Raw genomic sequence first — 13,019 nt, forward strand, 5'->3', positions numbered from 1 at the left:
GACGCCATGACCGTGAACATGCCCCCCCGCCTGCTGCTGGCCGGCCTGGCCCTGGCCTGTGCCAGCACGGCCAGCGCCGGGCAGAGCCTGGAACAGATCCGCTACGCGCTGTACAAGGACCCGTCGGCCGAAGTCACCAGCGACCTGCGCGAGCTGGCTGGCCGTGGCGACCTGGCCAGTACCTTGCTGCTTGGCGATGTGCTGGCCGGGCGCGAAGACGCCAGCCGCGCGGAAGTGGTGGCGCTTTATCAGAAGGCCTTTGCCGACGGCCATGGCATGGTCCCGGCACTGGCTTCGCTGGCCCGCCTGATCGACCGCACCCCGAGCCTGCGCGAGGCGCAACGGCCCTGGATGGCGCAAGCACTGACGCGCTACCCGGCCAACCTCGACCCGCGCAACACCAGCACCACGCTGGAAGTGTTCCTGACCTACCCGGAGCTGGTCGACACCGCACAGGCCGCCCAGCTACTGGCCCTGTACCAGCAAGCCTGCCTGCTCAACTGCCGCCCCGAGCTGTACCACGCCGTGCTCGCCGAACGCCAGGGTGACCGTGCCGGCGCCGAGCGCTGGTATCGCCAGGCGGTGCGCGTGGACGTGCGTGCCCTGGACCGCTACTACGCCTTCCTTGGCGAGCAGCAGGACCGCCTGTTCCCGCCCTTCGCCGACCAGCTCGAGCCTGAGCGCGAACAGTTGCCAGTGGAAATCATCCACCGCATCGCCGCGCTGCTCGACAGTATCACCAGCGTGCAGCGCGCCGAACAGGAAGCCGACCGCTACGAGAGCCAGGCCAGCGCGCCCGGCGCCCAGAAGCTGCCGCCAACCGCCGAACAGCTGGCCCGCGAAAAAGCCCAGAGTGACGCCCTGAACCTGGCCACCGCCCGCGTCCAACGCTGGCGCGATGTGGCCGTGGCCCGTGGGTTTGTGCCGGCCATGGTGTCCAAGGCCAACTACATGATCTCCAACCCGACCGAGCACAACGCCGAGGAAACCCAGGCGCTGATCGACCAGGTGCGCGAACGCGAACCGACCCGGGCCAAGGCGCTGCAGGCGCAGTTCTACATGGTCAACAACTGGCTGACCCTGGACCCGGACAAAGCCCGCGCGCTGATCGACGAACTGCGTGCCAGCGGCTACCCCGGTGCCGGCCTGCTGCTGGCCGAGTACTACAGCAAGGGCGTCGAGGACCAACCCGACCAGGAAAAGGCCCTGGCACTGTTCCAGGCCGAAGCCGACAAGGGCAACACCGCCGCCTGGTACCGCATGGCCACCCTGCACGCCTACGGCCGTGCCCTGTGCCACGACCCGGTCAAGGCCTACACCTACGCCCGCGTCGCCCTCGACCTGGGTGAACGCGGCGCGCGCAGCCTGATCAAGCGCCTGGAAAAGACCCTGCCGAAGGATGACATCGAGCGCGCCCTGGCCGCTCGCAACGGGCTGTACAAGGAGGCCACCCTGTGAAAGCGCACCACCCCCTGTTCGGCGCCCTGCTGGCCCTGGCACCGTTGCCGGCGGCCTTCGCCGTAGAAGAAATCACCGGCCCCGAAGCCGACAGCAACGAACCGGTGCGCGTCGCCACCCTGGATGGCAGCGAGCCGGTGATCACTTCGGAAGTGTTCAACAAGCTGACCGTGCAGACCGGCTACGGTCCTGAGGACTCCCAGGTCGGTAGCGACCGCGAGACGTTCTACAGCCTGCGCTACGAGCCGTCGTTCGCCTGGTACTCGCCAGAAAAGCGCTGGGCCAAATGGATGGTCTACGGCCGCCTGTGGCTGAACTACGACTCCAGCCAGTCGAGCAACCTGACCAACGAAGCCAGCAACAGCAACGAACGCGAGCAGCCCGAAGGCTGGTACGCCGAACTGCGCGAGCTGTACGTCAAGCGCAACCTGATCGGCGACGACCCGCGCTTCTCGGCCTCGTTCGGCCGCCAGCGCTTCTATGACGACTACGGCATCTGGTGGGACGACAGCCTCGAATCGCTGCGCTTCAACTACCAGGACACCTTCTCCGAGGCGTTCTTCGCCGTCGGCCAGAAGTTCCACAACTACAACACCGACGTCAACCGCCTGGCCGACAGCGAGGAGCGCACCACCTACCTGATGGGCCAGTACGCCTACCGCTGGAGCCAGAACAACCAGGTCGGTGTGCGCCTGATGCACGAGAACGACCACAGCGGCCACGACGCCGACGACCGCTACGACTTCAAGGGCATGCGCTACGGGCTGTTCTTCAAGGGCGACAACCTCGCCTACCCGGTGCTCAGCGACTACCACCTGGAACTGGCAGCGCTGGACGGCAAGATGGACAACACCGACGGCAACGGCGTCACCACCACCGGCCACGGCAGCAAGGGCTGGGCGGTGCTGGGCGAAGTCGGCAAGCGCTTCGACAGCCTGCCATGGACGCCACGCCTGGCGCTGCGTGGTGGCCTGACCGACAAGCCCAGCGATGAAAACGATGGCTTCCGCCTGAACACCATCCAGTCCGACCGCATCACCCGCAGCGGCTCTTACAGCACCCGCCTGACCAGTTCGTTCGTCGCCCTCGACCTGCGCAACCTGAGCTACTACGGCTTCGCCGTGGAAACCCGCCCCACCCCGCGCAGCGCGCTGGACCTGCGGGTGACCCAGCTCGACCTGCGCGATGCCGACGGCACCTTGCCGATCCGCATGAATGGCGACCAGCGTGCCGAGCGTAACCGCGCCATCAACCAGGGCAGCAACGGCAACGGGCGCAACGTCGGGCAGATGGTCGACCTCAACTATTACTGGAAGATGTTTCCGGTGGCTATCGATGGCAAGCACCTGGACGTCAACGCGCTGGTCAGCGCCAGTTACCTCAATGCCGGCAGTGCATTGGCAACCGGCGACGACTACCAGCTGAGCGTCGGCGTGGTGATCAGTTACTAAGGAAGGGCCGTGCCATGATCTTCGCCTCCAATGTGTTCCTGTTCCTTTACCTGCCGCTGTTCCTGGCCGTGTATTTCCTGGCCAAGGCGCAGTGGCGCTCCACGGTGATCGTGGCCGCCAGCTACATCTTCTATGCCTGGTGGCGACCGGACTTCCTGCTGTTGTTCGTCGGCATCACCTACTGGAACTACTGGTTCGGCCTGCGCATCAAGGCACGCCTGGACGCCGGCAACAAAACCATGGCCTTGCGCCTGCTGTGGCTCGGCGTGGCCGGCAACCTGGCGACCCTGGGCTACTTCAAGTACGCCAACTTCGGCGCCGAGGTGCTGGCCATGCTGCTGGCGCCGCTGGGTATCAACACCTGGACGCTGGAGAACATCTTCCTGCCGCTGGGCATTTCGTTCTACGTGTTCCATGCCCTGAGCTACATCGTCGACATCTACCGCAAGGACGCCACGCCAACACGCAACTTCATCGACTTCGCCGCCTTCGTCGCGCTGTTCCCGCACCTGGTGGCCGGGCCGATCCTGCGCTACAGCCAGCTGGCGCCACAGCTGCGTGAACGCACTCACTCGCTGGAACTGTTCTCGCTGGGCGTGTGCCGCTTCATGCTCGGTTTCATCATGAAGGTGCTGATCGCCGACCGCCTGGCGCCGATCAACCTGCTGTTCGTCAGCGAAGGCACGCTGCAGTTCAGTGATGCCTGGTTCGGCCTGGTGATCTCGACCCTGCAGCTGTACTTCGACTTCGCCGGCTACAGCCACATGGCCCTGGGCCTGGCGCTGATGATGGGCTTCCGCTTCCCGGAGAACTTCAACCAGCCGTATGTAGCGCAGAGCATCACCGAGTTCTGGGCACGCTGGCACATGACCCTGGCGCATTTCCTGCGCGACTACGTGTACTTGCCGCTGGTGCGCAAGCGCGTGGCCGGTGCGATGCCGGCGCTGGTCTGGACCATGTTGCTGTCGGGCCTGTGGCACGGCGCGAGCTTCGCCTTCATCTGCTGGGGCCTGTTCTTTGGGGTGGGCATGGTGCTCGAACGCAAGTTCAACCTGGCGACCAAGGTCGGTGCGCCCTACCGCCTGACCCGCAACCTGCGCACAGGCCTGCTGATCGTGTTGAGCATGCCGCTGTTCTTCACCATGGATCTTCGCCACAGCATCGACATCTACAAGGCGCTGTTCGGCTTCAACGGCTTCGGCTCGCTCGAGCTGTACGTGCTTGGCGCCTCGAAGATGGCCATGGCCTTTGCCCTGGTGGCGCTGGCCTGGCTGGTACTGGCCGGGATCAACAACTTGCGCTTCTACGCCGGCAACAAGGAAGGCTATTTCATGCGCCATGTCGGCGCGCTGCACAGCGTGCTGCTGTGGGGGGGCTTCTTGCTGGCGCTGAGCAGCCTGGCAGCCAACTCGTTCTCACCCTTCCTGTATTTCCAGTTCTAGGAGCGTGCCATGTACCCGGTGATGAATTCGGCCAGCAAGGCCAATGGCATTCTGTTCGTGGTGGTGCTGGCGGCGATGTTCGTCTATTCGCTGCCACCGGTGTTCAGCTTTGCCCGCACCTCGACCGACACCTGGAACCTGTTTGTCGACGGCAAGCTGCTGCGCAAGTTCGAGCAGGCCTACGACAAGCGTTTCTTCCTGCGCGAGCCGTCGGTGCAACTGTGGGCCGATGCCCAGTTCCACTTGTTCGACGAAGGCACCAAGGGCGTGGTGCTGGGCAAGGATGGCTGGCTCTACACCAACCAGGAATACCGCGTGCCCAACGACCTCGAAGCCAACCTGGCGAGCCAGCTGGAGCAGATCGCCAAGGTTCGCGCGCAACTGGCCGAGCATGGCAAGCAGCTGGTGATCCTGCCGTTGCCGATGAAGCTGGATGTGTACGCGGCGCATGCCCAGCACGCTTTCGACCCACGGGTGGCCAGCCTCTACGACCACTTCGTCGGCGAGCTGCAAAGCCGCCAGCTGGACGTGGTGCCGCTGCGCGGGGCATTCCTCGCCAACCTCGAAGGCCCGCAACTGTTCCTCAAGTCCGACACCCACTGGAGCCCGGAAGGGGCACGGCTGGCGGCATACGAACTGGCACGCCAGCGCCCGCAACTGCTGGGTGACCAGGTGTACGTGTCACGCAAGGCCGGTGAGAAGAGCGTCAAGGGCGACCTGATGAACTATATCCAGTTCGACCATGCCCGCCTGGCGCCGCAGTTCGGCCCCAACCCTATCGCCCTGTACGAAACCCTCAAGGCCACGCAAGGCGCCGACGACCTGTTCGCCGAAGAAGACCAGAGCCTGCTGCTGGTCGGTACCAGCTACAGCAAGATCGACGACTGGAACTTCGTCGGCTTCCTCAAGGAGGCGCTCAACCGCGACTTGCTGAGCATCGCCGTGGAAGCCCGCGGCCCGTTCGAAGCCATGAACCAGTTCCTCGCCAGCGACCAACTGGCCAACACGCAGATCGATACCGTGGTCTGGGAATTCCCCCTGCGCACCCTGCTCGCCCATCGCCCCGGCTCGCTCAGCCGCAGCGCTGCGCCCCAGCATTTCTGACGATTCAAGGAGAGCCTGATGAAACTTACTTCGCTGTTCACCGCCATCGCCCTGGCCACTGCCAGCCATGCCACCCTGGCCGCCGAAGGCAACGCCGACCTGTATGACGCCGTAGCCCCGGCCGACTCGGCATTCGTGCGGGTGCTGAACCTGTCCGACAGCAACATCGACGTCAGCCTCAGCGGCAAGGTCAACCCGCAGCGGGTCGCTGCCGGCCAGCTCAGCGGCTACCGCTTCACCCCCGCCGGCCCGCACAAGATTGCCGTCGGCGGCAAGTCGATCGAACCGCAGCTCAAGGCCAATGCCGCCAGCACCGTGGTCTACGACGGCAAGCAACTGAAGCTGATCAGCGACAAGTACGTCAACGAGCCGAAGAAGGCGCAGATCGCCTTCTACAACCTGACCGCCAACCAGGCCGCGCTGAAGACATCCGATGGCAAGCACGAGGTGGTCGGAGCGCTTGGCAACGGCGAGACCGGCACGCGCATGGTCAACGAAATCAAGATCGACTTCGCCGCCTACCAGCAAGACACCAAGGTCGCCAGCTTCGACGAGCAGTTTCTCAAGAAAGGCCGCTCGTACAGCTACGTGCTGCTGCCGGGCAACCGCAGCATGACCCTGGCCAACAGCATCGACCCGACCGAGTGATGAATGCCCTGCAAGGATGAATGGCACATGAAGACCCTTGTACCTTTTGGCCTGAGCGCTGCCCTGGCCTTGTTCAGCCTGCCAGGCCTGGCCGCGCAGCAGGCCCAGGCGAGCAAGCCAGGTTGCGAGAACCTGCAGTGCATGGTTTGCCCGGCAATGAGCGACCCGCAACGCTACACCGAAGGGCGCATGAAGCTGATGCGCGAAATCGTGCCTGGCAAGGACCGCTGGCTGTTCCGCTCGGTCGTCGACCTGACCAACGACTTCGGCATCCCCGCCCCGATGCGCCCGGAGTTCGCCCGCCTGATGCAGGCCTTCGAACGCCAGGGCATTCATGTGGCCATGGCCATCCAGCCGACCCGCGGCCTGATGCACCGCGACAAGCTGTTCGCCGACCAGTTGCACGGTTTCGACTACGCCCGCGCCAGCAACAGCCTTGCCGCCTACCTCGGCCAGCTGCGCCAGGGCGGCGCAGTGGTGGCGCCGATGATGCAGCTGGTACAGCAGCCGCCCAAGGGCGAGTACTTCTTCCGCCGCGACCACCACTGGACGCCTACCGGTGCCGAGGCCACGGCGAAACTGATGGCTGAAGAAATCCGCCGCCAGCCGTTCTATGCCGGGCTCACCAAGAAGGAGTACCGCACCGAGCCAGGCGTGATGGTGCCCAAGGACGGCACGATGAACCTGGCGATGAGTTCGCTGTGCGGCAACAACTATGGTTTCCAGTATGTCCGTGGCTACCAGACCATCCCGGTGGCCAGCGGTGGCGACGCGCTGTTCGACGAAGCGCCGGACCCGGAAGTGATCCTGGTCGGCGACAGTAACGCCGCAGCCCGCGAAGACGAGAGCAAGCAGTTCAACTTCGATGGCTACCTGAAGCAGTACCTGAACGTCGACATTCTCAACTACGCCCTGCCCGGGGTCGGTGAAGATGGCTCGCTGCTGGAGTACCTGCTGTCCAGCGACTACAAGCCCAAGGCGCCGCCCAAGCTGATCGTCTGGGAACTGCCGGCCAACTACCGGCTCGACTCGCCGTTGATGTATCGCCAGCTGGTGCCGGCAGTACAGGGTGGTTGTGCGGCAAACAAGGAGGTGCTCGGCGCGAAGCTGCAACGCCCGCCCTTGAAGGTGGGTGAGCGCATCGAACTGCTGAGCAATGCCGGCAGTGGCCGCCAGGCGCTGTCGAAGGGGTTTCTCGACATTCGCCTGAGCGACAAGAACGTCAAGGACTTCTACATCATCGTCTACTACGACAACGGTGCGCGGGACAAGGTGTGGTTCCGCCGTGAGGCGGCGGTCACCGGCGGGCAATACTACCTGGAGCTGAGCAAGGCACCGGAGTTTGCCGGGGCCAATCTGTTGTCGGTGTTCATGGAGCCGACCAAGGCCGGCACTGCGGCGACCGCTGTGGAGACGCGCCTGTGCCTTTGAAGAATGTATTGCCAAGCCTGGGGCTGTTGTGCAGCCCTTTCGCGACAATAGGCCGCGCCTACCAGGCACCGCAATCGCCTGTAGGCGCGGCCTTGCGTCGCGAAAGACGCGCAACGCGCCCCCAGAATGCTGCACTGCTGCTCGCCATGGCGCTGTTAATCCCCCAGGCCCAGGCAGCGCAATCCATCTGGCCCCCCCACAGCACTGCACAGTCGGCCATGATCGCCGACTACCGCACCCTGGTCTGCACCAAGGAGCCACCCGCGCCCTACACCGGGAGCCTGCGCCTGGAAAGCAAGTACGACCAGCGCGATGCCAGCAAGTCGACCCTGCGCAGCAGCCCCGACGCCGACAGCGAACGCATCGGCAAGCACGTCAAGGAGTTCGTCGGCGGCCTGATCTACGCCAGCAAACGCTTCCAGCGCGCCAAGAAACCCCAGGACGCCAACATGGCCCTGGCCTGCCAGGACCAATGGCTGCAACACTGGGCCGAAGCCGGCGCCCTGCTGAACCCCGATGCCAGCGGCACCGGCATGGCCGCGCGTAAATGGGCACTGGCCGCCATGGCCGGTGCCGTGCTGCTGACCCAATCGGCCAGCGACGGCAAGCTGCACCTGAGCGAAGCGCAGCGCAAGTGGTTCACCCGCCTTGGCGAGCTGGTGATCCGCGAGTACGACCCACGCCGCAGCGCCAGCGGTGTGTACTTCAACAACCACGACTACTGGGCGGCCTGGGCCGTGGCCGCCACCGGCATGCTGGTAGGCCGCGACGACTTCATCCAGTGGGCCGACGGCAACCTGCGCCGTGGCCTGGCCCAGGCCGTGCGCGCCAACAACGGCAACTACGCCTACCTGCCACTGGAAGTGGCGCGCAGCAAGCTGGCTGCCAACTACAGCCAGTACGCCCTGGTGCCGCTGGTGCTGCTGGCCGAATCGGCGCGCGCCAACGGCCTGCCCTGGAGCCACGAAGACCAGCAGACCCTCGACCTGCTGGCCAACTTCGCCGCCCGCACGGTGCTGGCCCCAGACGACCTGCCCGAACTCAAGGGCCAGTCCCAGGCGGATGTGGCCCCGTACAAGATGGCCTGGCTGATCCCGTTCCTGCAGCGCAACCCCGGCCATGCGCTGGCGCGCCAGCTGTACGACAGCGAAGACGGCGAGGTGGACAACTACAGCCAGCTCGGCGGCCCGATCAAAGCGTTCTACCCCCCACTGCCCGGATCAAGGAGCTGACCCATGGCTGCCCTCGCCCGCTTTTCCCTCACCTGCCTGGCCGCCCTGTGCCTGGCAGGCACTGCCCAGGCCGCCAGCCAGGCGCTGCCGGTCAACCAGACCGTAGACACCCTGCCCAGTGAGCAACGCCAGCTCAAGGCTGACCAGTTGCGCCAGCAGGTGCGCCAGGCCGTGGCGTTCCAGCAGGCCGAACGGCAACGCCCGGCTGGGCGCGCCAGCGTCAGCCTGCAACCGATGTTCTCGTCCCAGGCCGGCAGCTGGCCGTTCGAGCCATTCGTCAACAACGGCCTGTTCCGTGCCATCGCTGGCTACCAGGCACACCACCCGCAGGTGGTGATGTTGCGCGGCGGCAGCATCACCCTGGCGCAGTTGCACGATGCACTGAACGACCCACGCATCCTCAAGCGCTACAAGGATGGCTACCTGCTCAGCTACCCGCTGATGATCGGCAGCGATGCCGGGCTGGTACTCGAAGGCACCAGCCTGTACCTGTCGACGTTCGCCGGCACGGCGCTGATCAACCAGGGCTGGCTTGGGCTGAACCAGTCCAGCCTGCAGAGCATGGCCGGCGACAAGCCGGGCAGTACCGACCGCGCCTGGCGGCCCTTTGTGGTGGCCTGGGCTGGCAGCCATACCCAGGTGCTCGGCTCGACGCTCAAGCGCCTGGGCTACAACGCCAACCTCTCGCGTGGCCTGAGCACCGCCTTGAGCACCCAGCAGGCGGCCAGCACCCGACCGGCCACGGTGATCATCCGTGACAGCCAGTTCAGCGAGATGTCCAGTGCCGTGGAACTGCAGCACAGCCAGGCGACCATCACCGGCAGCCAGTTCGAGCAATCGCAGCAGTACGCCATCGATGTGCAGAACAGCCAGGTCAAGCTGCAGGGCAACCAGCTGCGCGGCATCGACAACAACAGCGGCGTGCGCTTGAGGGGCCAGACCCGCGCCCTGGTAGAGGGCAACCTGATCCTCGGTGCGGCCAAGGCCGCCATCGAAGTCAGCGAGCAACAGGGCGCGGTGCTGCTGGCTGGCAACCGCATTGGCGACAGCCGTGGCAATGGCATCCAGTTGCGCAACCTGGCACCTACCGCAGCGGCGCCGCTGGTGATCGACGACAACCTGCTGGCCAGCAGCCAGGGCAGCGCGGTGGATGCCAGCGAGGTGGGCGCCGTTGCGCTGCTCGACAACCGCATCGGCAATACCGCGGAATATGCCGTCAGCCTGCGCAATGCCACGCCGCTGGCCGGGCCGCTGGTGCTCAGCGGCAACCGCCTGGGGCAGGTCGGGAAAGCGCTGGTGCGGGTGGAGGGTGTGCGGGATGTGCTGCTGGGGGGCAACAGCTTCGATGGCAAGCCATTGCTGCAGAACCTGTTGATCGGCGACTTGTTGCCGCTGCAGGGGCAATTGCTTGAGGCCACTGTTCGTCAGGGTGAGACTGTGCGGGTGAGGCAGCAGTGACCTGGCTCTTGCAGTGACTTCACCGGCTTCTTCGCGGGTAAACCCGCTCCCACAGGATTATCATAGGTCTGGATGCTGTGATGTACCTGTGGGAGCGGGTTTACCCGCGAAGAGGCCAGTACAGGTCAACCGATGGCCCGCTGCATCCTCACAAAGCAATCATCCTCCCCCATCTCGACAAATCCATGGCGCAGGTACAGCTGCCGCGCCGGGTTGCTCTTGAACACCATCAACCTCAACAACGGCAGCCGCCGCTGCGCCGCCCATTCGGCCAGCATTTCCAGCACCTGGCTGCCCACCCCTCGCCCACGCTGCTCCGGCACCAGGTGCAATTCGCGGATGAACAAGGCCTGCCGGTCCTGGCTGAGGCTGCAGAAACCCAGCACGACGCCCTCCTCCACCACCAGCCACTGCTCGCGCCAGCCCCAGGCTTCGTCGAATGCGTCCTCGACCCACAACAGGTCGAACTCGCGGTAATAGGGCAGCATCGCCCGCCGCGTCAGGTCGCGGGCAAAGGTGCGATAGGCATCGCTCGCGGTGATCAGCTCAACGGGCATAACACACCGGCGAGCTGCCTGGGCCGCGCCGCTCCAGCTCGTCTTCCAGCCAGGCCGCCAGCACCTGGGCATTGTTGTGCTCGCTGTCCTTGCCGGCGTACAGCAGGGTCAGGTTGCCTTTGGCCGCGAGGTCCAGCAGCGGGTACCAGTGTTCAGGGTGCGCCGCCAGTTCCTGCTGATAGCGCTGGGTGAAGGCGGCGAAATCCACCTCGCCATGGTGGAATGCCTTGCGCAGATCAGTAGATGGCGCCACCTCGCGCAGCCATTGCCCGTGCAGTTCGTCCTTGCGTGTGTTGCGCGGCCACAGGCGGTCGACCAGCACGCGCTGGCCATCATCCTTCTCTTGCGCGTCGTAGACACGCTTGCAGCGAATCATGGGGTTCTCCTGCCTTTACCGTCTGTCTTGAGCCTAGGTAATTCATTGACCGAGGTCACGTCCAGTCGGGGAATAGTTTCTATGCTCAGAGCCACCCTCGCCGACGCCAATCGGAGCCCCCATGGCAACCCCGTCCCTGGCCAGCCAGCAGCCACTGGCCCACAGCGATTCCCGCCCACAGCTTTCGCACAAGCCCGGGCGCGCCACCCTCGTACTGTTCTTCGGCCTGCTGCTGGCCGGTATCGCCTACACTGCCTGGAGCCTCAAGCAGGACGTGACCGCCAGCGACACGGTGGTCACCACCGTCACGCCGTTTCTGCTGTTGGGCCTGGCACTGCTGATTGCCCTGGGCTTCGAGTTCGTCAACGGTTTCCACGACACCGCCAACGCAGTGGCCACAGTGATCTACACCCACTCGCTGCCAGCGCCGGTGGCGGTGGTCTGGTCCGGGTTGTGCAACTTCCTCGGCGTGCTGCTTTCCAGCGGCGCGGTGGCGTTCGGCATCATCGCCCTGCTGCCGGTGGAGCTGATTCTACAGGTCGGCTCCACGGCGGGCTTTGCCATGGTCTTCGCCTTGCTGCTGGCAGCCATCATCTGGAACCTCGGCACCTGGTGGCTGGGGTTGCCGGCATCCTCCTCGCACACGCTGATCGGCTCGATCATCGGCGTCGGCGTGGCCAACGCACTGATGCACGGGCGTGACGGCACCAGCGGGGTCGACTGGGCCCAGGCCAGCAAGGTCGGCTATGCCCTGCTGTTTTCGCCACTGATCGGCTTCGCCTGCGCAGCCCTGTTGCTGCTGGCACTGCGCGCACTGGTCAAGCGCAAAGAGCTGTACCAGGCGCCGGAGGGCCGCACGCCGCCGCCATGGTGGATCCGCGGGATTCTGATCCTGACCTGCACCGGCGTGTCGTTCGCCCATGGTTCCAACGACGGGCAGAAAGGCATGGGCCTGATCATGCTGATCCTGGTGGGCACCCTGCCGATGGCCTATGCCCTGAACAAGACCATGCCCAGCGAGCAGGCGCTGCAGTTTTCTGCGGTGGCCGAGGTGACCCGCCAGGCGCTGGTACGCACGGCCCCCGGGCCGACCCCCGGCGACCCGCGCCAGGTGCTGACCGCGTTCATCGCCGAGCCCAAGGCCAGCCCGCAGCTGGTGCCGGCGCTGGCTGAGCTTACCGGCCTGATCGGTGACCAGGTCAAAGGCTACGGTTCGCTGCGCAGCGTGCCGGGCGAGGCCATGGCCAACGTGCGCAATGACATGTACCTGACCAGCGAAGCCATCCGCCTGATCGAGAAAAATCAACTGGTGGCGTTGGACGCCGATACCCGCAGCCATGTGCAGCTGTTCAAGAACCAGCTGGACGACGCCACCCGCTATATCCCGCTTTGGGTCAAGGTGGCGGTGGCCATCGCATTGGGCCTGGGCACCATGGTCGGCTGGAAGCGAATCGTGGTGACGGTGGGCGAAAAGATCGGCAAGACCCACCTGAGCTATGCCCAAGGTGCTTCGGCGGAAGTGGTGGCCATGTGCACCATCGGTGCGGCGGACATGTTCGGGCTGCCGGTGTCGACCACCCACGTACTGAGCTCCGGGGTGGCCGGGACCATGGTCGCCAACGGCTCGGGGATTCAGCAGCGGACCCTGATCAACCTGCTGATGGCCTGGGTGCTGACCCTGCCGGCGGCGATGCTGCTGGCCGGGAGCCTGTACTGGCTGCTGAACCAGATCTTCTAGGCTGAAATGCGAGTCTTGTAGGAGCGGCCTTGCGTCGCGAAAGGGGTGCGAAGCGCCCCCCTCAGGATTCAGCTCCGCCGCAAGTATCGCCGGGGCCGCTTTGCGGCCCTTTCGCGACGCAAGG

The 13,019-nt window shown here is 65.2% G+C and carries 11 protein-coding genes; 9 read left to right on the plus strand and 2 right to left on the minus strand.

Annotated elements, in window-relative coordinates:
- Positions 1-18: 18 nt before the first annotated feature.
- From H040_RS07405 to H040_RS07440, 8 genes are all read left to right on the plus strand, one after another.
- Positions 19-1,458, plus strand: coding sequence for a tetratricopeptide repeat protein (locus H040_RS07405; protein ID WP_256208124.1), 1,440 nt, complete (start codon positions 19-21; stop codon positions 1,456-1,458).
- Positions 1,455-2,909 carry an alginate export family protein gene (locus H040_RS07410; RefSeq protein ID WP_027920576.1) on the plus strand — a complete coding sequence of 485 codons (1,455 nt, stop codon included), beginning with the start codon at positions 1,455-1,457 and terminating at the stop codon, positions 2,907-2,909. The genes H040_RS07405 and H040_RS07410 overlap by 4 nt, the downstream gene beginning before the upstream one ends.
- Before the next feature lie 14 nt (positions 2,910-2,923).
- Complete coding sequence (locus H040_RS07415) at positions 2,924-4,351, plus strand: MBOAT family O-acyltransferase (RefSeq protein ID WP_027920577.1); 1,428 nt, start codon at positions 2,924-2,926, stop codon at positions 4,349-4,351.
- 9 nt (positions 4,352-4,360) lie between these two features.
- On the plus strand, positions 4,361-5,455 hold the full coding sequence (locus H040_RS07420) for an alginate O-acetyltransferase (protein WP_027920578.1): 1,095 nt from the start codon (positions 4,361-4,363) through the stop codon (positions 5,453-5,455).
- 18 nt (positions 5,456-5,473) lie between these two features.
- Complete coding sequence (locus H040_RS07425) at positions 5,474-6,103, plus strand: alginate O-acetyltransferase AlgF (protein WP_027920579.1); 630 nt, start codon at positions 5,474-5,476, stop codon at positions 6,101-6,103.
- A gap of 27 nt (positions 6,104-6,130) precedes the next feature.
- The gene (locus tag H040_RS07430) at positions 6,131-7,534 is read left to right on the plus strand and encodes an alginate O-acetyltransferase AlgX-related protein (RefSeq protein ID WP_027920580.1); all 1,404 of its coding nucleotides are present in this window, start codon (positions 6,131-6,133) and stop codon (positions 7,532-7,534) included.
- A 146-nt stretch (positions 7,535-7,680) separates the two neighbouring features.
- Entirely contained in the window at positions 7,681-8,766 is a 1,086-nt protein-coding gene (locus H040_RS07435) for a polysaccharide lyase (protein ID WP_050437258.1), read from the plus strand.
- Between the two features lie 3 nt (positions 8,767-8,769).
- Complete coding sequence (locus H040_RS07440) at positions 8,770-10,224, plus strand: right-handed parallel beta-helix repeat-containing protein (protein WP_081784343.1); 1,455 nt, start codon at positions 8,770-8,772, stop codon at positions 10,222-10,224.
- A gap of 125 nt (positions 10,225-10,349) precedes the next feature.
- Here the strand turns inward: H040_RS07440 and H040_RS07450 are convergent, their stop codons facing one another.
- Positions 10,350-10,781 carry a GNAT family N-acetyltransferase gene (locus H040_RS07450; protein ID WP_027920582.1) on the minus strand — a complete coding sequence of 144 codons (432 nt, stop codon included), beginning with the start codon at positions 10,779-10,781 and terminating at the stop codon, positions 10,350-10,352.
- Positions 10,771-11,157, minus strand: a complete 387-nt coding sequence (locus H040_RS07455; protein WP_027920583.1) for a DUF488 domain-containing protein — start codon at positions 11,155-11,157, stop codon at positions 10,771-10,773. The genes H040_RS07450 and H040_RS07455 overlap by 11 nt, the downstream gene beginning before the upstream one ends.
- A 121-nt stretch (positions 11,158-11,278) precedes the next feature.
- Between H040_RS07455 and H040_RS07460 the strand changes: the two genes are divergently transcribed.
- Positions 11,279-12,895 carry an inorganic phosphate transporter gene (locus H040_RS07460; RefSeq protein ID WP_027920584.1) on the plus strand — a complete coding sequence of 539 codons (1,617 nt, stop codon included), beginning with the start codon at positions 11,279-11,281 and terminating at the stop codon, positions 12,893-12,895.
- Positions 12,896-13,019: the final 124 nt, after the last annotated feature.

Source organism: Pseudomonas sp. URMO17WK12:I7 (assembly GCF_003269045.1).
GTDB classification, from domain to species: domain Bacteria; phylum Pseudomonadota; class Gammaproteobacteria; order Pseudomonadales; family Pseudomonadaceae; genus Aquipseudomonas; species Aquipseudomonas putida_J.